Raw genomic sequence first — 22,079 nt, 5'->3', positions numbered from 1 at the left:
GGTGAAGGCTTTCTCCTCATTGGGAGTCTCTCTGCGGAGACACCCCTCTCCCCAGCCCTCTCCCGCAAGCGGGAGAGGGAGTGCACCTTACTTCGTGGCTGAAATCGAATCTGACCAGCGACGAACTACACCGAGCTTCGCTTCTAGCGCCGCGCGAGGCTGCAACCGCTCGACAGCGGTCTTGCTGACCCCGTCGGGCTGTCGCCGGATTGTGCCGACGGCAACTGCTCGTCGAACGGCGTGTTCTGCTTGCCGGTGTTGAATTCGAAGATCTTGCGGAACAGGCCGGGCGCCATCGCCGAGATTGGATTGACGCGCATCACGGGCGCGGCCGGCGTGCCGACGACCTCATAGGTCACGCCTATCAAGCCCTCGTTGTTGCCGCCGCCGAGGAAGATGCCGAACAACGGGATCTGGCCGAAGATGTTGTTGACGCCGTACATCGGCACGAAGGTGCCGCTCATGCAGACCTGGTTGCCGGGATAGTCGATCGAGCCTTCGATGGTGCCGCCGATCATCGGTCCCTTGACGACGCCGTCGCGGATCGTGAGCGCGCCGTTCTGCCGGGTGAACTCCGCTCGCAGCGCGGTGAAGGACACGCCGCTCTGCGCGCCATTGGGACCGCCCGCCGCCACGCGATCGAGCTGATCCATTCCCTTGACCGTGAAGTCGCGTACATTGATCAGGCCTTCCCTGGTCGTAGGCTCTGACGTCGGCGGCTCCATCGCCACCACCATCTGGCCGCCGAAGACCTTGTTGGTGGTATCGGTGAAGCGCAGCAACGCGCCGGCATCGTTGGTCTGGAGATAGATCACCTCGCGGGCACCCTGGGCACGGCCGCCGCGCAGATCGGCCGCCACCGGCGTATCGCGGCCGATCTTGCCGCTCAGCGTGAAGGCTTTGACGGCACCGCTGCGCCGCGACATCTTGGCATCGACGCTGCGCATGGCCTCGCCGTTGAATCCGGCGACGGCGCCGAGCTTCACGTCGATGTCGAAATCGACGTTCTTCATCTTGCTCTTGGCATCGTCCTTGGAATTGCCTGAGATCGCCGACTTCAGGAAACCGCGGCCGTCGAACACGTCGCCGCGCATCGTGCCGCGCACCACGCCGTCCTGGCTGCGCTCGACCTTCAACGACGCCTTGTCGCCGTCGGATGGCGCGTAGATCGGGAAGTTCGCGTTCATGAGGTCGCCGTTCGGGTCCACCTCGAGCGAGCCCTTGATCGAGGCGCCGCCGCCTTCGATGACGATGTCCTCGAAGCGCGTCGATTGCGCGGTCGGCACCACCTTGAAGCTGGCCTTGCCCGACTTGCCCGGCAGCTTGACCCAGCCAGGCAGGATGTTGTCGAGCTTGACCGAGGTCAGGTCGGCCTCGACGCCGAGCTTGGTGGTCTGGTCCGCGCCGCCCGCGATCTTGCCCGAGAGCTTGATCGGCAACGAGCCACTGACGGCCGGGCTGAGATCGAAGCCGAGACGCGCGCGGCTCGCATCGTCCAGCGTCGCCTGCAGGCGGACGTCGGCATCGCCCTCGGCCTGCTTGCGATAGTCGAGCGAGGCCGCCTGCCCGTTGATCTTGACGTCGCCCTTGACCTGGTAGCCCTGGTTGCTCGCGACGATCTTAAGATTGTTGGCCTCCAGCTTCTGGTTCATCACCAGCTTGTCGGCGGCAAAGCCGTTGAGATCGGCGGTGACGGCGTAGGTGGTGTCGGCCTTGGTCAGCTCGCCCTTGACCGGCAAGCCGAGCTGGATGTTCGCCGAGAACGTTCCCTTGCTGGTGTTGGGATCGACGACGGTCGCCGACAGATCGCTCAGCCGGTCATTGGCGAGCATTTCGGCCGCCGCAGGCACGGGTCCGTCGACGCGAAACCTGGTGCGCGAGGGCGAGGGTTTGGGTGCCATGTCCGGCACCTCGAAGACGAAGTCGGAGATCGTGACCTTGCGGCCGGCGGGCGTGTCGGCAATGCCCTGCCCGATGCTCACGGTGGCGGTGCGCCCGGTCACGCGCGCCTTCAAATCGGCATCGTGCACGACAGGCATGCCGTCCACCGGACGGACCGCGACGCCGCTCGCCACGATGTTGACCGAGAGGCCGTCGTCGGGAATGGGCGGACCCTTCCGTGGGAGGTTCCTGGTCGGCGAATTGACGCCAATCTCGATGCGCTGGAGCGTGCCGCGTTCGATCCGCTCGATCACCCATTCGCGCAATTCCGGAACGACGAGCGTCGGCCACATCCGCTTGAGCGCGGAAGCCGACATCGGCGTTCCCGCAAAGCCCAGCGTGAGCCGCGGCTCGCCGGAATAGTCGATAGCGCCGGTGCCGGCGACGCCGATCTCGCCATTGCTGATATCGGCCTGCGTCAGCAGGAGGCGCTTGTGGTCGGTATCGAAGCGAAGACCGATCGCAATGCGGTTGAAGACGAGCGGCGGCTCGTTGTCGATGCCGCCCAGGAGGATCGAGCCGCCGCTGAAGCCGAGCTGCCAGTCGTTGATGCTGCCGTTGGGCGGCTCCAGATGCGCCAGCAGCGTCAGGCGGTTCGCACCCGAGAGAATCTTGAACGGTGCGACCAGCACGCGCCGATTGGAGTCCCACTCGACATTGATCTCGGCCGAGTCGATCGCCATCGGATAATCGGGCGTGTCGGTGTCGATGATGTTGCCCGCGCCGACCGTGATCTTGCCGCGGAAGAAGGTCGGCACGCCGTCGCGGCCGAGCTCGCCCTTGAGCTCGCCGGTCAGCGGCAGGTCGGCGGTATAGGTGAGATCCTTGACCCGTAGCGCCAGCAGGATGTTGGCGGTGGAAACCTTGTCGGCGCGGATGTCGACCGAGCGCACGCCGTTCTCGGCGGGACCGATCGTGGCACGCAGCGACCACGGGCGCGCGCCCTCCTCGCCGAGGCTGAGCGCGACGCCGCCGCGGCTCGGCCGGCGCAGGCTGAGCGTGATGTTCTCGAACGTCCATTTGCTGCCGCGCTGCTGATCGTCGACGATCAGATTGCCGTTCTTCAGACCGATCTCGTTGAGGTTCTGGCCATCGAGGCCGGTCATGCTCAGGCTGTCGAGCCAGTCGAGACCCTGGAGAATGCCGCTCTGCGCAGTCGCCTGAGGTGCCGCCTGGGATGCGTCGGGGCTTGCAGGCGCGGTCGCGAACGGCGGCGGCGGGACACCGTTGCGCGGGAATGTCGGCGGCAGGCCGGCGTCCTTCTTGGAGGCCACGCCGGTTGCCAGCGGTTTTGCGGTATCACCGGCCGACACCGTGACGGTCCCGTCGGGCGCGATGCGGATCGCAAGCTCGGCGTCGACGAGATTGAGGCTTTCGGCGCGCAGGTGCCCCATCAGCAGACCCGCACCCGACAGCTTGACCTCGGCCTTCGGCGCGGTGGCGACGATGGCATGGTCGTGGTCGCGAACGACGATGTCGCGGATGCGCACGGCGATACGAATCCGCCCGGCCCGCTCGATCTGCGTGCCGCCGACCTCCACGGTGTTGCCGTGGCCGATGTTGTCCTCGATCGCCGCTGCAAGCCAGGGCGTTGCAATGTCGAGATTGATCGGACCGGTCCCGAGCCGCCACCATAGCGCGCCGAAACAGCCGACGAAGATGACGGCCAGGGCGCCGACGACGATAGCGAGCCGCTTCAGCCAGCGATCGGCCGCCAGCCAGCGGCGCACCGCCCCAAACCCGTCACCGAAGCGATGGAAGCCCGAATTGGAACGCGACAACAGCCGGCGCGCACGATAGCCCGCCGCCGCTTCCTGATCCGGGTCCCAGTCGGCATCGTCCCATTCCTGCGGCTCCGAATGACCGCCGCGCCGATCGAAATCCCGATTGTAATCCTGGGGCGACTTATTCCTTGCCATTGCCTCTCGATACAGGCGCCCATCGTGGGATTGAGCGCCGCCGGGACCGCAGCCGTCGACCGGGAGCGAACGCCCCTGCGCCGGCGTTGCCGCCATACCTCGAATATTCCTGCTGTTCGTCATTTCGCCCCGGGAGCGCGTTCAACGAGCAGTGGGGTGGTGCGTGGAATTCCTTGTAACCATACTCCGGCGTCGTCAGACTTGCCCAGCCGAGGGCGCGAGTCCGGTACACCGGACGAGAGCTGCAATACCGCTTTGGTTGACCCGCCGAAAGCGTCGAAAGGAAGGCGTATGTCCAAGAAATCCCAAAAGAAATCGTCCAAAACGCCCTCCGGCACGACAGCGGCAAAAAAGAAGGCCTCGAAAACCCGGGCAGCGACTCAAACAAAGTCCGCGAAAACACAGCGGACACCGGCGAGCAAATCAACCGGGAGCATAGCAAAAGCAGCATCGCATGGCGCCGCATCGAAACAGTTAAATTCCTCCAGATCGGCCCCTGCGTCTGCGGCCAAGCAGGTCCTGGCCGAGGGGCAGAAGGCCCCAGCCTTCCGCCTGCCCCGCGACGGCGGCGGCGCGGTCACGCTGTCGGATTATGCCGGCCGGAAGCTCGTCCTGTTCTTCTACCCCCGCGCCGATACGCCCGGCTGCACCAGGGAGGCCATCGACTTCACGCGCCTGGCCGACGCCTTCACCGCGGCCGGGACGGCCGTGATCGGTATTTCCGCGGATTCGTTAAAGGCCCAGGAGAAATTCCGCGACAAGCACAGCCTCGGCATTCCACTGATCTCGGACGAGAAGCACGAGATGCTGGAAGCGTATGGCGCCTGGGGCGAAAAATCCATGTATGGCAAGAGCTTCCTCGGGATTCTTCGCACCACGGTGCTGGTCGGAAGCGACGGCAAAGTGGCCAGGATCTGGCGTAACGTCCGGGTCGACGGCCATGCCGACCAGGTGCTGGAAGCGGCAACAAGTCTTTAGCCAGACCTTTAAATACGGCTGTTCCCATTTCCGGAAAATTAACCATGACCGGCCCAGATTGCTGCGGCAATTAGGCCGTACGGACTCATCCGACCGGCGCGGGAGTGCCGATGTCGAAAAGTTCTGCCCAATACTCGCAGTACCCCCAACATCATCCTCACGACCACGGACGGGCCCTTCATCGCCGTCCAGCCGCCGCAGCAGCGGCAGTTACGATTCCCCTGCCCGCGACCGACGACGCCTACACCATCGTCCATGCCGGCAAGCAGGTGCGCTTCGGGCCCGTGGTGTTCTGGATCGTGGTCGGCACGGTCGTGCTGCTCGGACTCTGGTCGGCCGCGACTGCCACCTACTTTGCCTTTCGCGACGATGTCCTGACCCGGCTGATCGCCCGCCAGGCCGAGATGCAGTACGCCTATGAGGACCGCATCGCCGAATTGCGCGCCAAGGTCGATCGCACCACCAGCCGGCAGCTGCTCGACCAGGAACAGTTCGACCAGAAGCTCGACCAGATCATGAAGCGCCAGACGGCGCTGGAGTCCCGGGCCACGGCGCTCGGGGCCATGCCTGACGTGACAGGCTCGATTCCCCGTTCGACCCCGCAGCGTGGCGACGCCGGCCAGAGCACAACGCAGGGCACGCCAAAGCCGTCGCCGATCAGCGACACCGTGATCTTCGTGGCGCCGCCGGATCGCGAAGCGCGGCTCGAGTCGCGCGCGCCGGCGGTCATGGCCCCACAGGCCAATCAGTTCGCCAAGAACCAGGGTTTCGACAATGTCCTGGTCCGCCTCACCACCTCGCTCGATCAGGTCGAGCGTCGTCAGATGGCGGCGCTCAGCGCCGTCGAGGACGGCATGGATTCGCGCATGCGCCGGATGCGCGGCGTGGTCAGCGATCTCGGCCTGAACCTCGCCAGTCTCGAAGCCGCCGTGCCGCGGACCGCGATGGGTGGGCCGTTCGTGCCCGTCAAGCTGACGGCCAATGCCGGGCCGTTCGAGAAGCAGCTCAATCGCATCAACGTCACCCGCGCCGAGATGGATCGCCTCAATCGCACGCTGGCACTGGTGCCCTATCGCAAGCCCGTCATCGGCGAGGTCGAGTTCACCTCCGGCTTCGGCGTGCGCAGCGATCCGTTCCTGGGGCGGCCTGCAATGCATACCGGCCTCGACTTCCGTGCCGCCACGGGCGATCCGGTACGCGTCACCGCCAACGGCAAGGTGGTCTCGGCCGGCTGGTCCGGGGGCTATGGCCGCATGATCGAGGTCGATCACGGCAACGGACTTGCGACCCGCTACGGCCATCTCTCCGAGATCAACGTCAGGGTCGGCGAGATCGTGAAGATCGGTCAGGTCGTCGGTCTCGTCGGCTCGACCGGCCGTTCCACCGGTCCTCATCTGCACTACGAAACCCGCATCGACGGCGAAGCTGTCGATCCGCAGAAGTTCCTGCGCGCGGGCGTGCGTCTCAGCGCGGGCTAGAACGCGCCCCTGCCCTCATTGAACATTCGTGAGCGCTTCAGGCGCGAGGCTGACACGCCTTCAGGAAGAATTTGAGTCCTGCTTCGATCTCCTGCTCGATCGCCTCCTCCGTGAGATCGCTGAGGCCCAGTACAATCAGCAGCGGTAGTTCGCCGCGGACCAGGCTCAGGAATTGTTTGGCGGCTTCCATCGGATCGTCAAACTCCAAGACCTTCGCAGCCCTGGCTTCTTCGAGGAATTGAGCGAGCCGCCGAATCGTCGCCTCGGGTCCGCTTTCATAGAAGAGCCGGGCGAGCACGGGAAACCGACCGCTCTCGTTGGCGATGATGCGGACGAAGGCAACGTCCTTTCGATGGATGAAGGTGTGGAGGTATTGCCTGGCGAAATCCCGCAGCGCCTCAGACAGTCCGGCGGACAGTTTGGGCACCTGCAAATCGCGTTGCAGGCTCTCGCACTCCGCCACGATCAGCGAGGCGAACAAAGCCTCCTTACTCGGGAAATACGCGTAGAGCGTGGCCTTCGACACGCCGGCGGCTTTCGCGATGGCGTCCATACTGGTTGCGGAAAAGCCCTGCTCGAGAAAAAGCTGCCACGCCGCTCGGATGACGATGTCCATCTTGCGGCCCGCTGGTGCGCTCTCCTTCTCGTGAACAGGATGGGCGATCGTTTCGATCAAGGGTGACTCTCCGTCGGCTCGCGAATCGGTGTCGTAGGCGTCAACGCGCACAATGGCTGCGTCTCAACAGCTTGAAAGAACTAAAGAGACGCCCTGAGCACGACACAGGTAGCAAAACTTCTTTACGGTACACAACGAAACTAAACAGTTCAGTACCATTGACAACACCTGCTTGCTCGGTCAAGTACTGAACGGTTCAGTTTCGATATGAGCCTTGGATGCCGTTCAGAACATTCCTCCGTAGAGGCGCCATAATACCGTGCCCAAGCCGCGATCGCCCTCGCCGGCTGTGCCGTCGGCCCGAATTTCGAGGCGCCGGACGCCCCGCCGGTCAGCGGCTACACTGCGGGCGGATTCTCCGCGACCTAGGGCGCAGACGGGCCTGGCGGAACGGCACAGCGGATCGTGAACGGCGCGGACGTGCCGGCGGTCTGGTGGCAGGTGTTTCGCTCACGGCAGATCGAAGCCTTCGTCCGGGAAGCAATCGACAACCATCCGGACCTTGCCGCGGCGCAAGCGGCGCTGCGCCAGGCTCGCGAAGTTGCGGCGGCAGACACCAGCGCCCTGATGCCGTCGATCACCGGGGAAGGCAGTGCGACGCGCAGCCAGGTGCCGCTGGCACAGTCCGGGCAGACCGGACCGTCATCGCTGTACACCCTCTACAAGACCTCGGTCCCGGTTTCGTTCACGCCGGACATCTTCGGTGGCAAAGCGCGCGGGATCGAGGCGGATCTCGCCAATGCGGACTATGAGCGCTTCCAGCTCGAGGCGACCTATCTCTCATTGACGGCAAACGTCGTGACGACCGCGATCAGCGATGCGTCCTACGCGGCGCAGATTCGCGTGACCCAGGAACAGATCGACGGTCAGCGTCAGCTGGTCGCGTTGCTCGAACAGCAGTTTGCCCTCGGCGCCGTCGCCAACAGCGATGTCCTGACTCAGAAGGCCCAGCTGGCGCAGACGCTTGCGACGCTGCCGCCGCTGCAAATGTCGCGCGCGCAAAATCGCAACCAGCTGATGGCGTATCTCGGCAGACTGCCGAGCCAGGACAGAGGCGAGGCCGTGCCGCTGGCAAACCTGCGCCTGCCGCGCGATCTGCCGGTCAGCGTACCGTCGCTGCTGGTGCGGCAGCGTCCGGACATCCGAGCTGCCGAAAGCCAGATGCATCAGGCCAGCGCGAATGTCGGTGTTGCCACGGCCAACATGCTGCCGAACGTGACGCTGTCAGCTTCGGGCGGCAGCTCTGCGCTGGCGCTGTCGGGACTCTACGGCCCGCAATCGGCGGCCTGGAGCGTGGCGGCAAGTGTCACCGGCCCGATCTTCGATGCCGGCTCGCTGTTCCACACCAAGGAGTCCAAGGTCGCTGCACTGGAGCAGAAAGGCGCGCAATATCGCTCGACCGTGATCACCGCGTTCCAGAATGTCGCCGACGCGCTCCGCGCCATCCAGTCGGATGCTGATCTGCTGAAGGCCCAGATCGAGGCGGAGAAGACCGCCGCGGAGAGCCTGAAGATGTCGCAGGCCCAGTTCAAGGCCGGCTCCACCACGTTCATCTCCGTCATCAACGCCGAACAGACGCTGCTGACCGCGCGCATCAACCGCGTGAAGGCGCAGGCCTCGCGCTATGCCGACACCGTCTCGCTGTACCAGGCACTCGGCGGCGGCTGGTGGAATCGCGTCGATGAGTCCCCCGCCTCCGAAGTAAAGCCCGCGGGCGTTGCCGCGATATTCACCCCCGCGGGGGCCCTGCCGGCTCAGCCGACCCCGCCCGCCAACTGATGCGAAAGCCCGAAGCCATGTTGAAGCGCATGATTATCATGTTGTGTGTCGTCGGTGCGGTGTTCGCCGCCCTCGCCTGGTTCGTCAGCTTCCGCGCCGGCATGATCAAACAGGCCATGGCCGCGCTCGCCGATCCCCCGCAGACGGTGTCGACGACCGCCGCGCAGCTCAGCGACTGGCAATCCGCATTGACCGCCATCGGCACGTTTCGCGCGGTGAACGGCGCCGATCTGTCGCTGCAACAGTCAGGCATCGTGGACGGCATTCATTTCGAATCCGGCAAGGATGTCGGCGCCGGTGACGTGTTGCTCGACCTGCGCAAGCAGGACGACGTCGCCAAGCTGCAGTCGTTGCAGGCCACCGCCGACGGCTACGCCATCACGTTGCGGCGCGACCAGGGTCAGCTGAAGATCAATGCGGTCAGCCAGGCGACGGTCGACAGCGATGTCGTGAACGAGCGCAACGCGCTGGCGCTGGTCGCCCAGCAGCAGGCGCTCATGGACCAAAAGACGCTGAAGGCACCTTTTGCCGGGCGTCTCGGCGTGCGTCAGGTCGATGTTGGCCAGTATCTGACCGCGGGCACCACCATCGTCACGCTACAGGCGCTCGACCGGCTCTTTGTCGACTTCACGCTGCCGCAACAGGCACTCGACCAGGTCAAAGTCGGACAGGAGGTCACCGCTCGCATCGACGCCTTTCCGGACCGCAGCTTCAAGGGCGTGGTGCAGGCGTTCAATTCCAAGGTCGATCAGGCCAGCCGCAACGTTCAGGTCCGCGCGATTTTCGACAATACGGATCGCAAGCTCCTGCCCGGCATGTTCGCGCGGATCGATGTCCGTGTCGGACACCCCACGAGCTATCTCACGCTGCCGCAGACCGCCATCGTCTACAACACCTATGGAGAGTCGGTATTCCTCGCCGTCAAGAGCGACGCACCGGACAAGCAGGGTTTGATAGCCCGCCAGACCTTCATCAAGACCGGCGCCACCCGTGGCGATCAGGTGGCGGTGATCTCGGGTCTCGATCAGGGCGCAACCGTCGTCACCGCGGGCCAGGTCAAGCTGCGCAACGGCACCCTGCTGAAAGTCGACAACTCCATTCCCCTGGCGAACGATCCCAATCCGGCACCTGCCGATCAGTGAGGAACGAGAACGTGTCCTTTACCGACATCTTCATTCGCCGGCCGGTGCTTGCGATCGTCGTCAGCCTGATGATCCTGGTGCTGGGTCTGAAGTCGATGACCTCGCTGCCGATCCTGCAATATCCGCGAACCCAGAACGCGATCGTCACCGTGACGACGACGTACTACGGCGCCGATCCGGCGGTCGTTGCCGGGTTCATCACCACGCCGCTGGAAAACGCCATCGCCCAGGCCAATGGCATCGACTACATGACGTCGACCAGCCAGCCCAGCACCTCCACCATCACCGTCAACCTGCGGCTGAACTTCGACTCCGGCAAGGCGCTGACCGAGATCAACACCAAGGTGAACTCGGTGCTCAATCAGCTGCCGAGCGGCGTCCAGCAGCCGGTGCTGACGGTCAAGGTCGGCCAGACCATCGACGCCATGTATCTCGGCTTTAGCAGCGACGTGCTGGCGCCGAACCAGATCACCGACTACCTGATCCGCGTGGTGCAGCCCAAGCTGCAGGCCGTATCCGGCGTGCAGACCGCGGAGCTGCTCGGCAACAAGACCTTCGCGCTGCGCGCCTGGCTCGATCCGATCAAGCTTGCCGCCTACGGGCTGACCGCATCCGACGTATCGACCGCGCTGTCCAGCAACGACTACATCGCCGGGCTCGGCACCACCAAGGGCTAGATGGTGCAGGTCAATTTGACGGCCGCGACCAACCTGAAGTCGTTGCAGGAGTTTCGCGACCTCGTCGTCAAGCAGGCCGGCGCTTCCAACGTCAAGCTGTCCGACGTGGCGAACGTTACGCTGGGCTCCGAGGATTACGACTCGTCGGTCGGCTTCAACGGCAAGCGCGCGGTCTATATCGGCATCCAGGTGGCGCCAAACGCCAACCTTCTCGACGTCATCAAAGGCGTCCGTGCCGTCTATCCCGACATCAAGGCGCAGCAGCCGGAGGGGCTGAACTCCGAGATCATCTACGACTCCACCGATTTCGTGAACAGCTCGATCGACGAGGTGATCCATACCCTGCTCGAAGCGCTTCTGATCGTCACCGTGGTCGTCTTCCTGTTTCTCGGATCGTGGCGTTCGGTGCTGATTCCGGTGATCGCCATACCGCTGTCGCTGGTCGGCACCTTCACGATGCTGCTGGCGCTAGGCTTCTCGATCAACCTCCTGACGCTGCTGGCGCTGGTGCTCGCGATCGGCCTCGTGGTCGACGACGCCATCATCGTCGTCGAGAACGTCAACCGGCATCTGGCCGAGGGTACGAAGCCGTTGCAGGCGGCGATCATGGCCGCGCGCGAGCTTGCGGGTCCTATCGTGGCCATGACCGTCGTGCTGATCGCAGTCTACGTGCCGATCGGCTTCCAGGGCGGCTTGACCGGAGCGCTGTTCACGGAGTTCGCCTTTACCCTTGCCGGCGCCGTTGCAGTGTCGGCCGTCGTCGCGTTGACGCTGACGCCGATGTGCTGCGCCTTCATCCTCAAGCCGCCGAATACCGGCAAACCGACGCTCGACGACCGCATCGTCGGGTTCATCGATGCACGGATGGAGGCGTTGCAACACCGATACCGACGGTTGCTCGAAGGCAGCCTGGCGACGATTCCGGTCACGGTCGTGTTCGCCGCCTTGATCTTGAGCAGTATCTACTGGCTCTATTCCAACTCCAAGAACGAGCTGGCGCCGGAGGAGGACCTGGGCGCGATCCTGATGCAGTCGACGCTGGCACCGAACGCAACACTTCAGCAGAAGCTGCTGTATTCCGCCGAGGTCTACCGGCGCATTTCCGCCTATGCTGAAACGGCGGGCGTGTTTCAGCTCGATCTCACCGGCAGCTCGATCGCGGGATGGGTCCTGAAACCCTGGGACAAACGCGACAAGACTGCGGCGGAACTGCAGCCGGTGCTTCAGCAGGAGATGGCGGGGGTTGCCGGCGCCAAGATCGTGGCGTTCCAGCTGCCGCCGCTGCCCGGAGCGAGCGGCCTTCCGATCCAGTTCGTGATCCAGACCACGGACCCGTTCGACCGGCTCGATGGCGTCGCGAAAGCGTTCACCGCCGAGGCCCTGAAGAGCGGCAAGTTCATCTTCCTCGACAACGACCTGAAGGTGGACCAGCCGCAAACCACGGTGCTGATCGATCGCGAAAAGACCGCTCAGCTCGGGCTGAAGCTCAGTGACGTCGGTGGTGCGCTCGGCAACATGCTGGGCGGCGGGTATGTCAACTATTTCGGCCTGGACGGCCGCTCCTACAAGGTCATTCCCCAGGTCGAGCAGCGCCAGCGACTGAACGCCGATCAGGTGCTGAACTACTACATCAAGACCTCGGACGGCACGTCTGTTCCGCTGTCGACGGTGGCGTCGCTGAAGACGACCACCGTTCCGCAATCGTTGAACCATTTCCAGCAGGTCAATGCCGCCACCATTTCCGGCGTGGCCATGCCCGGTGTGATCACCGGCGAAGCGCTCGCGACGCTGAAGGAGATCGCGGACCGGACCCTGCCCAAGGGCTACACCATCGACTATGGCGGTCAGTCACGGCAGTTCATCCAGGAATCATCCGGATTCGCCGCCACCTTCGGGTTTGCCCTGATCGTCATCTTCCTGGCGCTGTCGGCGCAGTTCGAGAGTTTCCGTGATCCCCTGATCATCCTGGTCTCGGTACCGATGTCGATCGCGGGCGCGCTGATCTTCATCATGCTGGGAATCAAGGGCGCGAGCCTCAATATCTACACCGAGGTCGGCCTCGTGACTCTGATGGGGCTGATCAGCAAGCACGGCATTCTCATCGTCGAGTTCGCCAACGAGCTGCAGCATGCCGGCCGCTCCAAGCGCGATGCGGTCATCGAAGCAACCGCGATCCGGCTGCGCCCGATCCTGATGACGACAGCGGCCATGGTGATCGGCGTGATGCCATTGATCACCGCTACCGGTGCGGGCGCAGCCTCACGCTTCAACATGGGGCTGGTCATCGCCTCGGGACTTTCGATTGGAACGTTGTTCACCCTGTTCGTGGTGCCGGCGTTCTACATTCTGCTTGCGGCCGACCATTCCGCGGCGACGGGCGACGACGCGGTGAAACTCGATGCGGCCGGACTCGGAATGAACGACGAGCCGCGCACCGCCCTATGATGAAGCAAGGCTCGCCGCACCATGCGCTCCACCTGGGTTCCTTTAGCGCCGGCCACCGCCCATCCCGCCTCCGGGACCACCAAAACCGCCACCACCCATTCCACCGCCAGGTCCCATGGACCCGCCGGGGCCCATGGGACCAGTGGGCGAGCCAAGACCGCCGGGGCCCGACGGACCGCTCGGTCCTGTCGGTGCAGAGCCGGGCGCCGGACCGGGGCTCGATCCCGGCGCAGGCGCACCGGGGGCGCCGGGCTGGCCGCCGCCCGGAGTCACGGCGCCGCGATCCGGATGCATGATAGAGCCGCCGGGCGACCGGTTGGGATTGCCGGCACCACCCGGCCCCTGCGGCGGCGATCTCGGGAATTGGCCGACAGCCTGTGCGGAGTCGACCTGAAGGCCGCGCGCGCGATCGAACGAGCCGTTGACCACCATGCGGGCTTCGCCGGCCGCGGGCCCGAAACGCGAGCCGTCACGGGCGACGAGCCCGGAGCCGAGCTGGAGGTTTGCGCCCATCCGCTGCACATAGGCCTCGATCGACAGGCGGCTTGCGCCGACGAGATCCGAAAAATCATCGATACGGGTGCGCGCGGCCTGCATCGCGCCCTGGTTTGCGCTGCCTTCGATCTGGACGCGGTGGCCGACGAGCAAGGGATCGACACCGTTCAGCCTCAGCCCACCGATATGCAGACCGTCAGGGCCGCGCTCGACCAGGCCCGTGACGCGCGCAGCCGCATCGCGTCGCGGCTCGACCAGGCTTGCGACGATCACGCCGTCGGTACGGCGCAAGCCGTAGACCGCGACCTGCGCGCCCGCATGGAGCTTGCTCTCCTTGCCGCTGGTGACGATCTTCTGACCGAGCACCGTCAGCTCGTTGCCCTTCACCTGTTCGATCGGACCCGAGACCTCGCTCGCGATCGCGATGCTGCGCGTGACCAGCGTGCCGTCAGCCCGACGGGTCGCGACCACGCGCGCAAGCTGGCCGATGCGCAGCGAATTGGCGCTGGCCGCCTCGCCGTCGATTCGGACCGGAACGTCGCTCGCATAGGTGATGCGCTCGCCATTGACGTAGATACTGCCGAAGCGCTGGATCACGCCGACGATGCCGGTGCCGCCGATGCCGTGATCATCGCCTCGCGTGATCCCGGTGCCGCCGATGCCCTGATCGGTGCCGCGCCTGACCTGCGCGTGGGCAATGGCCGTGCCGGCGAGCCAGAATCCCGTCAGCAGCAGACGGCGGGAGATGAGCGGCGCCCGGCTCATGAAGAACCGCCTTCTTTGCCGCTATCCTTGGCGCTTTCCTTAGCGTTTTCCTTGGCCTCGCCCTCTTCGTCGGCGTCCTCGCAATAGATGTAGATGCCGAAATTCCAGCGGGCGTCGCCGCCCTTGTCCTTGGCGAGCGCGCGGTTGGCTTCGCGGTTGGCGGTCTTCAGCGCGTCCATGGCGAGTTCGCGCGAGCGCGCCTCGAGGCGCCGCGCCAGCTTCGGCGAGATGTTGTTGTAGTGCACTGCGCGTTCGAGGAAGCGCGGCGCGGCGCCTGAGACGTTCTGCGCGGCGGCCGCGATGTGGTCGTGCAAGTTGCGGCCGAGATAGTGCCATTTGCTGTCGTCCTCGCCGCTCGGAACGAAGGCGGCCTCGACCAGCTCGATCTCGTCAGCCTCGTTGATGGTGACGAGCTTGCGGTCGACCCATTCGTCGAGCACCGCACGCGGGCGCACGTCCTTGGTGACGGAGGCGACGAGCTGCTCGAACGACGGCGCATCGCCCTCGGCCGTACGCGGCAGCGCGAGCGGCTCGCCTTTCGCGTCGGTGAACTCCGGCGCGGCGAGCCAGCGCGCGATCACGGCGCTGGTCAGCGACACCGCCGCCGGGGCTTCGTGCACCGGCGCGCCTGCGCCACGCAGCCGCGCCACCTCCTTGCGATGGATGCCGGTGAGCAGGCTGACCCGGCTGTCGGTCTGCTCCTTTCCCTCGAGCGCGAAATCGTGCTCGGCGACGTTGACGAAAAGCTCGCGAAGCAATTGCGCCAACGCCGGAAAGGTCATGCCGCTGCGGATGCACAGTCGCACGAGCGGGCGCAGCAGCCGCGCCAGCGGGGCGTGCAGCTTCCCCGCAGCATTCGGCTGTGGCGCGCTCGACCTGTCAGCCGCCTTGGACCCGGACTTGGCATTCATGTCTGAATTGTACCGATGCATCACGTGGGACACAATCCCACTTTTCTCCACTCTCCGATTGACGTGGTAAATTTTCCCACATATACGAGACGCCACTGAGGGCGCGACGTAAAGGGACTCACACCCATGGCTGACCGCTTGGTCCGCAATTTCATTTCGCTGCGTGCTATGCCGGCCCCCGATCGGGGGCGCGGCGTCATCGAACCGATGCTGCCGGCGCTTCTGCGCGGCGTCATCTTCATCTCGGTGCTGGCCGCACCGTTCGTTGCCGCGCTACTCGCAGGCTGACCGCTGACATGCATCACATCAGCGAGTCCCCGCGCCGTCCGTCGGTGCTGCACATCTTCAAGATCTACTATCCCGACCTGTTCGGCGGCACGCTCACGGTGATCCGCGACATCTGCGCCAGCCTGAAGGACGCTTTCGCCTCAGCCGTGCTGGTCTGTTCGCAATCGGCCGAGCGGCGCGAGATCGTCGTCAACGACGTTCCGGTCGAGCGCGTCCGCTCGTTCGGCAACGTGCTGTCGCTGCCCGCGGCTCCCACCTATCCCTGGCGGCTATGGCGCAAGATCGCCGAGCACGACCTGCTCGCGCTTCACGCCCCCTTCCCGCTCGCCGACCTCGTCTTCGCCTTCGGATTTGGCGCCAAGCGGCCGCTGGTGGTGCATTGGCACGCCGACATCGTCACCCATGCCGGCCTGCGCTGGTTCATCGAACCCCTGATGCGGCGAACGCTGCGTCGCGCCAAGGCGATCATCGTCTCGGACCACGTGCTGGTCGACAACACGCCGCTGCTGCGCGAATTCGAGGAAAAATGCCATGTCGTGCCGTTCGGCATCGACATCACGGGTTACGACTGGCCGAAGATCGAGCCGCACCATGTCAATGATCGCGGCCGGCTTGTGCTCGCCTGCGGCCGGCTGGTGCCCTACAAGGGCTTCGACGTGCTGATCCGCGCCGCGGCGGCGCACAATTTCGAGACCTGGATCATCGGTGAAGGTGTCGAACGGCCGCGGCTCGAGCAACTGATCCAGGAGCTCGGCCTCGGTGACCGCGTCCGCCTGCTCGGCTCGGTGGACGATTGCGAACGCATCAAGCTGATGTGCCTGGCCGACGTCTTCGTGATGCCGTCGGTGACCAATGCCGAGACCTTCGGCCTTGTCCAGCTCGAGGCCATGGCCGCCGGCCGGCCGGTCGTGAACACGGCGCTCGACACGGCGGTGCCGCACGTCGCCCGCCACGGCATGGAGGCGATCACCGTTCCGCCCGGCGATGCCGAGAAACTGGGTGAGGCGATCGACACCCTGATCCGCGACCCCGAGCGCCGCCGCAGCATGGGACTTGCGGCGCGCACGCGCGCCCTCACCCGCTATTCGGCCACGGCCTTCAAGCAGGGCATGGAGACCGTCTACCGCGACGCTGTCGCCGCCCCGAGCGAGGAGCGATCGGCAATCTCCGAGCCGCCGCAAGCTGCCGGCTGGCTGGACACGGTCCGGATCGCGGCGGCGCTGGCCTGGTCCGACATGCGGCACCGCTACGTCCGCTCGCTGCTCGGCCCGTTCTGGATGTCACTGCAGATGGCGATCGTGGTCGCCGTGCTCGGCTCGGTGATCGGCCAGATGTCGAATGGCAACATGATGACACGCCTGCCGATGCTGGCGCTGTCGATGACGGCCTGGACCTTCCTTAACGGCGTGGTACTCGATGCGACTACGGCGCTCCAGAACTCCGCGAGCCTGATCCGCGACCGCGCGCTGCCGCCCGTCATCTTCCTCCTGCAATGCACCTTCCGCCAGGCGCTGTTCGCACTCCACAACGTCTGTGTTCCGCTGGTGCTGTGGCTCCTCCTCTCGCCCCACGACCTCTCTCACGCGCTGGCGGCACTGCCCGGTCTGCTGCTGTTCGTGGCCTGCACCTTCGCCCTGAGCCTCGTTCTCGGCGCCATGGCGACGCGCTATCGCGACCTCAAGCCGATCATCGAATCCACCCTGATGCTCGCCTTTCTCGCTTCGCCCGTGATCTGGTCGTCGGACATGATCAACCACCGCTCGACGGTGATGCGGCTCAATCCGCTGACGCATCTGTTCGCGGTGTGGCGCGAGCCGCTGGCGGGCAGCGCTGTCGATCCGGTCAGCATCGTCTACGTCCTCGTCGCGCTGGCGCTCCTGGTCTTTGCGAGCGTGCTGACGCTGGTCCACCTGCGCAAAGCCGCATTCTGGATCTGACGCATGGTCTCGATGAACCTTCGCAACGTCTGTCTCGACTATCCGCTCTACGGCGCCTACGACTTCTCGCTGAAGCGGCGGCTGCTCGGGCACATCATCCGCGAGCCGGGCGAGATGCGGATCATCCGCGCCGTCGACAATGTCACGATCAAGGCCGAAGCAGGCAGCCGCATCGGGCTTGCCGGTCCCAACGGCTCCGGCAAGTCGACGCTCCTGCGACTGATCGCCGGCGTCTATCCGCCGAGCAGCGGCAGCGTCTCGCTCCAGGGCAACGTCGTGCCCCTGCTCGGCCTCAACGCCGGGGTCAACCTGGATTTCGTGGCCGAGGACAACATCGCGCTGCTGCTGCGGATCAGCGGCCGCAAGCCGACCCGCGCCGTGATCGACGATATCTGGGCTTTCACCGAGCTCGAGGCGCGCATGCAGCGGCTGCCGCTGCGGATGTTCTCCTCGGGAATGCTGATGCGGGTGTTGTTTGCGACCGCGACGGCCTTTCCGGCCGACATCCTGCTGCTCGACGAATGGCTCAGCGTGGTCGACGAGCACTTTGCGGAGAAAGCACAGGAGCGGCTGCTGCACATGGTGTCGCAGGCGGCGATCGTAATCATCGCCTCGCACGACCAGCCGCTGCTGCGCCGCACCTGCACCAGCATCATCAACCTCGATCACGGCCGCATCGCCTCGACCGTCACGGTCGAGCCGCCGGCAACGCACTCTTTCGAGCTCCGCGAGAAACGCGCATGAAACAGAACATCCTGGTCGTCTCCGAGTCGCTCGGACAACCAAACCACAAGCGCGGCATCTTCCATTTCACCCGGGAGTTGGTGCGTTCGCTCGCCTCGGAGGGCCACGAACTCACGCTGTTGGTCGAGACCTCGAAGCGCTACCGCAAACTGTGCCGGCGCGAGCGACGCACAAAGCTGTTCGCGGCGCAGGCGCGCAACATCGAGCTGCTGGCGCTTTATCGCTTCCTTGACGAGATCAACGTGAGCGGGCCGGTGACGCTCAGCGGCACGCGCCGCAAATTCGACTGGCTCCGCCAAAGGGGCGGCATGTTGCTGTCGCGGGACAACATGCTCTGCCTCCTGCGCGCGATCGGCCTGCGCAGCCTGAACGCGCGACTGATCGAGAACCGGCCCGCCGCGCTCGAATACATTCCGCCGGATCTGAGCCACCTCGAACTGTTCGGCGACTTTCAGCTAGAGCCCGGATTCTTCAACTATCAGGATTCCTCGGCCTTCTTCCTGCTGCCGCCGCCGCGGATAGATGCGCGCGACTACGACGTGATCGTCGTGGACACCCCGACCCGCGTGACGATCAAGCGCAGGCCGGACGCCAAGGTGATCTGCGTCGTCCACGACCTGTTGCCGCTCACCGATCTCAAGCTCAGCGACATCGCCACGCGGCAGTTCCTGGCGCGAATCCGCACCAGCCTGCGCCAGGCCGACGAGCTCGCCTTCGTTTCGAACTACAGCATGATGCGGTTCAGGGAACTGTTGCCGCAATTTGCGCACCTACCGGCGCGGGTCGTGTATCCCCGCACCCGGTTCGACGCCCCGGATGTCCTGCACCTCCCAGCCCCGTCGGGGCGTCCGGGGCGGCCGAGCTTCGTCGTCATCGTCTCGAACGAGCCGCGCAAGAACGTCGCCGCCGTCATCCGTGCCTTCCGTGGTGTGCCCCAGGCCGATCTCGTCGTGATCGGCTATGCCGGCGAGATCAGCCGGATGCGCAACCTCCCGCCGAACGTCCGCTTCGCCGGCTATGTCGACGAGCACGAGAAGGCAGCCCTGATCGCGGAGGCGCATGGCCTGATCATGCCGAGCCTTGCCGAAGGCTTTGGCGTGCCGATCATCGAGGCGCTGGCCGCGAACACGCCGGTGCTGTGCTCGGATATCGCAGTGTTCCGCGAAGTCGCGGGCGAGCTCGCCGATTATTTCGACCCGTTCTCGACCGACTCGATCGCCGCCTCCGTCACCCGCGTGCTGACGCGGCAGGAGGAGTGGCGCGGCAAGATCCGCGCGAGGCGCCACGAGCTTGCCGAACGCTTTGGCTATGAGACCCAGGCCCGCGATTTCCTCGGGCGCGAGATGCGCACGGAAAGCCTCGTCGCCGCACCGCTCGCATCGTACGGATGACGGCCGAATCCGCTGCGTGGTCCGGGCCTGCCGATCGGCAAGGCGGCCGGAAAGGATGGCAGAGCTGGCGCAACTCGGCCGCGCTGCTCCGGGCGGCAGATGTGCTCGTCATCCTGATCGCGGCATCGCTGCCGTGGTCCACAACGGCACCTTCGATCTTCGTCGGGCTGTGGCTGCTGGCGGTCACCCCGACCATCGACTGGCGCGACTATGCGTACGAGCTCACGCGGCCGGCGTTTGCCCTGCCGTTCGCGCTCCTGCTGCTCGCACTCCTCGGCGTGCTGTGGTCGGACGACGCCTGGCCGGACCGGCTGCATGCGATCAAGCCGGTCGCAAAGCTCGTGCTGATTCCGCCGCTGCTCTACCATTTCAGCCGGTCCGAGCGCGGCTTCCAGGTTTGCCTTGCTTTTCTCGCCTCCTGCGCGCTGCTGGCGGTGTTCTCCTGGGTCGTGCTGCTCAATCCCGCCTGGAAGATCGCCGCGACGGCGTCATCAGGCGTTCCCGTCAAGAACTACATCGACCAGAGCCAGGAATTCACGCTCTGCGCCTTTACGCTCGCGCTGCCGGCGCTGACGTTTTGGCGCGGCGGACGCGCGATCGCGGCGACCGCCTGCCTCGCATTGATCCTGCTGTACGCGACCAACATGGTGTTCGTGGCCTCGGCCCGCACGGCGCTGCTCTACATCCCGGTGCTGCTCGCCCTGTTCGCCTGGAAGCATCTGAGCCGGCGGGCAGCGCTGGTCCTGCTCGCGGGCGCGGTCGCCGCGAGCGCGCTCGCCTGGACGACCTCGTCCTATCTGCGCCAGCGCATCACCGACATCGCCGTCGAATACCGCCACGGCCATGAGGACATCAGCCGCGCCTCGACCGCCCAGCGGCTGACCTATTGGCGCAAGTCACTTCATGCCTTTACCGAAGCCCCTCTGATCGGCCATGGCACCGGCGCGATCAAGCGCCAGTTCGAACGCGCCGCCACGGGCGAGAGCAGCCTCGACGCGGAGATCGTCAGCAATCCGCACAACCAGACCCTCAACGTCGCGGTGCAATGGGGCCTCTTGGGCGTCGCCCTGCTCTACGCGATGTGGATCGCGCAGCTTCGCCTGTTCCTGGGCGAGGGTCTTGCCGCCTGGATCGGCCTTGTGGTCGTCGCGCAGAACATCGCGAGCTCGCTATTGAACTCGCATCTGTTCGATTTCCACGAGGGATGGATGTACGTGCTGGGCGTCGGCGTGGCCGGGGGCATGGTCCTAAAGGTTCAGGCCCGCAGCCAGCCGTGACTATGGACTGCGCTCGTGGCCGACTTCGCCGGTGATGACGTCGCCGAACAGCTCCCAGGCCTGCCCGTTGAAGCGCATCAACTGCATCTGCTCGATCGGGAAGTAATCATCGGGCGAGGTGTTGACCATGATGCCCGGCAGCATCAGGTCGGTGTGGAAATCCTTCAGGTTCGCGGCCTGCTTCATGACGTTCTCGCGGGTGAGATTGTCGCCGCACTGCTTCAGGACCTGCGCCATCGCCTCGGCCTGCACGTAGCCGTAGATGTTGTTGGAGTTGGCCTTGTCGCCATCGGGATAATATTTGTCCATGAATTCGCGCCACTTCACCACCGCCGGGTCCTTGTCCCAAGTCGGATCGGTCGGGTCCTTCAGATAGACGGTCGAGATGATATCCTTGGAATAGTCGAGCCCGGCGGGCTTGAGCACTGAGGCAACCGAGGTCGCGGTGTTGGCCAGGAAGAATTTTGGCTTCCAGCCGAGCTCGCCGACCTTGCGGATCGCCTGCGCCGACCCTTTCGGCGCCGCCCACGAGAAGAAGATATCCGCGCCGGAATCATGCAGCGCGACGATCTGCGAGTCGATCGAGGGATCGCTGACCTCATAGGACTTGTCGGCGATGATCATGCCGGCCTTGTCGCCGAGCCCGTCCTTCAGACCCTTGAACTGGTCCTTGCCGGCGTCGTCGTTCTGCCAGAACACCGCGATCTTGCCGTTCGGAAAGTTATCGCGGATGTATTTGGCGTAGATCCGGCCCTCGCTCTGGTAATTCGGCTGGAAGCCCATCGTCCAGGGAAAGTTCCTGGGATCGCCGAACTTGGTGCCGCCGGACGCGACGAAGAGCTGCGGCACCTTCTTGGCGTTCATATATTTCATGATCGCGGAGTTCGAGGGTGTGCCGAGCGGCTGGAAGATCAACAAAACCTCGTCGCTCTCGACCAGCTTGCGCGCCTGCTCGATCGCCTTCGGCGGCGAATAGGCGTCGTCATAGCTGATGAAGTTGATCTTGCGGCCGTTGATGCCGCCCTGGTCGTTGATCATCCTGAAGAACGCGGCCTCAGTCTTTCCGATCACGCCATAGGACGAGGCAGGCCCGCTATAGGGCATGATGTTGCCGATCTTGATGTCGGTGTCGCTGGCGCCGGGGTCGTATTTCTTCTGCGCCGAGGCCGGTGTCGCGGCCAGCACTACGGCAGCAAGCATGGCGAGGGCAGCAAGGTTCTTGCGACGACCCGGCAT

General features: G+C 65.0%; 14 protein-coding genes and 1 pseudogene. 10 read left to right on the top strand and 5 right to left on the bottom strand.

The genetic code is table 11. From position 1 onward, the window contains the following. Positions 1 to 143: 143 nt before the first annotated feature. Positions 144 to 3,956, bottom strand: coding sequence for a DUF3971 domain-containing protein (locus tag ACFLEY_RS21075; protein WP_028171255.1), 3,813 nt, complete (start codon positions 3,954 to 3,956; stop codon positions 144 to 146). A gap of 195 nt (positions 3,957 to 4,151) precedes the next feature. Between ACFLEY_RS21075 and ACFLEY_RS21070 the strand changes: the two genes are divergently transcribed. Together ACFLEY_RS21070 and ACFLEY_RS21065 are read left to right on the top strand one after the other, a co-directional pair. Beyond that, entirely contained in the window at positions 4,152 to 4,838 is a 687-nt protein-coding gene (locus tag ACFLEY_RS21070) for a peroxiredoxin (RefSeq protein ID WP_074076989.1), read from the top strand. Positions 4,839 to 4,948: 110 nt separating this feature from the next. Continuing rightward, positions 4,949 to 6,316, top strand: a complete 1,368-nt coding sequence (locus ACFLEY_RS21065; protein WP_171901267.1) for a M23 family metallopeptidase — start codon at positions 4,949 to 4,951, stop codon at positions 6,314 to 6,316. Positions 6,317 to 6,353: 37 nt separating this feature from the next. Here the strand turns inward: ACFLEY_RS21065 and ACFLEY_RS21060 are convergent, their stop codons facing one another. Beyond that, on the bottom strand, positions 6,354 to 6,992 hold the full coding sequence (locus tag ACFLEY_RS21060) for a TetR/AcrR family transcriptional regulator (RefSeq protein ID WP_060913074.1): 639 nt from the start codon (positions 6,990 to 6,992) through the stop codon (positions 6,354 to 6,356). Positions 6,993 to 7,397: 405 nt separating this feature from the next. Here ACFLEY_RS21060 and ACFLEY_RS21055 point away from each other — a divergent pair, with 405 nt between their 5' ends. The 3 genes and pseudogenes from ACFLEY_RS21055 to ACFLEY_RS21045 all read left to right on the top strand — a co-directional run bounded on the left by ACFLEY_RS21055 (position 7,398) and on the right by ACFLEY_RS21045 (position 13,035). After that, positions 7,398 to 8,771, top strand: coding sequence for an efflux transporter outer membrane subunit (locus ACFLEY_RS21055; RefSeq protein ID WP_309142080.1), 1,374 nt, complete (start codon positions 7,398 to 7,400; stop codon positions 8,769 to 8,771). Between the two features lie 17 nt (positions 8,772 to 8,788). Beyond that, positions 8,789 to 9,913: an efflux RND transporter periplasmic adaptor subunit gene (locus ACFLEY_RS21050; RefSeq protein ID WP_028171251.1), complete on the top strand. Its 1,125-nt coding sequence runs from the start codon at positions 8,789 to 8,791 to the stop codon at positions 9,911 to 9,913. 11 nt (positions 9,914 to 9,924) lie between these two features. Further along, a pseudogene (locus ACFLEY_RS21045) lies at positions 9,925 to 13,035 on the top strand (efflux RND transporter permease subunit). A gap of 42 nt (positions 13,036 to 13,077) precedes the next feature. On the opposite strand, the gene ACFLEY_RS21040 reads toward ACFLEY_RS21045, so the two are convergent. Continuing rightward, positions 13,078 to 14,295 carry a DUF5666 domain-containing protein gene (locus tag ACFLEY_RS21040; protein ID WP_060911843.1) on the bottom strand — a complete coding sequence of 406 codons (1,218 nt, stop codon included), beginning with the start codon at positions 14,293 to 14,295 and terminating at the stop codon, positions 13,078 to 13,080. After that, on the bottom strand, positions 14,292 to 15,206 hold the full coding sequence (locus ACFLEY_RS21035) for a DUF6502 family protein (RefSeq protein WP_039184419.1): 915 nt from the start codon (positions 15,204 to 15,206) through the stop codon (positions 14,292 to 14,294). Before ACFLEY_RS21035 ends, ACFLEY_RS21040 begins: the two co-directional genes overlap by 4 nt. Before the next feature lie 126 nt (positions 15,207 to 15,332). Between ACFLEY_RS21035 and ACFLEY_RS21030 the strand changes: the two genes are divergently transcribed. The 5 genes from ACFLEY_RS21030 to ACFLEY_RS21010 are packed head-to-tail and all read left to right on the top strand — an operon-like array spanning position 15,333 to position 20,843. Next, positions 15,333 to 15,494 (top strand): hypothetical protein, encoded by a 162-nt coding sequence (locus tag ACFLEY_RS21030; protein ID WP_165448155.1) that lies wholly within the window; start codon positions 15,333 to 15,335, stop codon positions 15,492 to 15,494. 8 nt (positions 15,495 to 15,502) lie between these two features. Next, the gene (locus ACFLEY_RS21025) at positions 15,503 to 17,431 is read left to right on the top strand and encodes a glycosyltransferase (RefSeq protein ID WP_396604746.1); all 1,929 of its coding nucleotides are present in this window, start codon (positions 15,503 to 15,505) and stop codon (positions 17,429 to 17,431) included. Positions 17,432 to 17,434: 3 nt separating this feature from the next. Next, positions 17,435 to 18,175 (top strand): ABC transporter ATP-binding protein, encoded by a 741-nt coding sequence (locus tag ACFLEY_RS21020; protein ID WP_211433558.1) that lies wholly within the window; start codon positions 17,435 to 17,437, stop codon positions 18,173 to 18,175. Further along, entirely contained in the window at positions 18,172 to 19,566 is a 1,395-nt protein-coding gene (locus tag ACFLEY_RS21015; protein ID WP_028171246.1) for a glycosyltransferase family 1 protein, read from the top strand. The genes ACFLEY_RS21020 and ACFLEY_RS21015 overlap by 4 nt, the downstream gene beginning before the upstream one ends. Next, the gene (locus ACFLEY_RS21010; protein ID WP_060911839.1) at positions 19,563 to 20,843 is read left to right on the top strand and encodes an O-antigen ligase; all 1,281 of its coding nucleotides are present in this window, start codon (positions 19,563 to 19,565) and stop codon (positions 20,841 to 20,843) included. Before ACFLEY_RS21015 ends, ACFLEY_RS21010 begins: the two co-directional genes overlap by 4 nt. Here ACFLEY_RS21010 and ACFLEY_RS21005 read toward each other — a convergent pair whose 3' ends face one another. Beyond that, entirely contained in the window at positions 20,844 to 22,079 is a 1,236-nt protein-coding gene (locus ACFLEY_RS21005) for an ABC transporter substrate-binding protein (RefSeq protein WP_011087085.1), read from the bottom strand. It lies immediately after the preceding gene.

It is taken from the genome of Bradyrhizobium sp. YCK136, from assembly GCF_044570075.1.
Taxonomy (GTDB): Bacteria; Pseudomonadota; Alphaproteobacteria; order Rhizobiales; family Xanthobacteraceae; genus Bradyrhizobium; species Bradyrhizobium diazoefficiens.
Note: the sequence above shows the minus strand (reverse complement) of the source record. Positions and strands in the feature narration are given on the sequence as shown.

Bases quoted from the DNA above. Each gene is read 5' to 3' on its own strand.
- ACFLEY_RS21040 (WP_060911843.1), bottom strand. From the start codon at position 14,295: ATGAGCCGGGCGCCGCTCATCTCCCGCCGTCTGCTGCTGACGGGATTC.
- ACFLEY_RS21035 (WP_039184419.1), bottom strand. From the start codon at position 15,206: ATGAATGCCAAGTCCGGGTCCAAGGCGGCTGACAGGTCGAGCGCGCCA.
- ACFLEY_RS21010 (WP_060911839.1), top strand. From the start codon at position 19,563: ATGACGGCCGAATCCGCTGCGTGGTCCGGGCCTGCCGATCGGCAAGGC.
- ACFLEY_RS21075 (WP_028171255.1), bottom strand. From the start codon at position 3,956: ATGGCGGCAACGCCGGCGCAGGGGCGTTCGCTCCCGGTCGACGGCTGC.
- ACFLEY_RS21065 (WP_171901267.1), top strand. From the start codon at position 4,949: ATGTCGAAAAGTTCTGCCCAATACTCGCAGTACCCCCAACATCATCCT.
- ACFLEY_RS21030 (WP_165448155.1), top strand. From the start codon at position 15,333: ATGGCTGACCGCTTGGTCCGCAATTTCATTTCGCTGCGTGCTATGCCG.
- ACFLEY_RS21015 (WP_028171246.1), top strand. From the start codon at position 18,172: ATGAAACAGAACATCCTGGTCGTCTCCGAGTCGCTCGGACAACCAAAC.
- ACFLEY_RS21025 (WP_396604746.1), top strand. From the start codon at position 15,503: ATGCATCACATCAGCGAGTCCCCGCGCCGTCCGTCGGTGCTGCACATC.
- ACFLEY_RS21070 (WP_074076989.1), top strand. From the start codon at position 4,152: ATGTCCAAGAAATCCCAAAAGAAATCGTCCAAAACGCCCTCCGGCACG.
- ACFLEY_RS21020 (WP_211433558.1), top strand. From the start codon at position 17,435: ATGGTCTCGATGAACCTTCGCAACGTCTGTCTCGACTATCCGCTCTAC.
- ACFLEY_RS21050 (WP_028171251.1), top strand. From the start codon at position 8,789: ATGTTGAAGCGCATGATTATCATGTTGTGTGTCGTCGGTGCGGTGTTC.
- ACFLEY_RS21005 (WP_011087085.1), bottom strand. From the start codon at position 22,079: ATGCCGGGTCGTCGCAAGAACCTTGCTGCCCTCGCCATGCTTGCTGCC.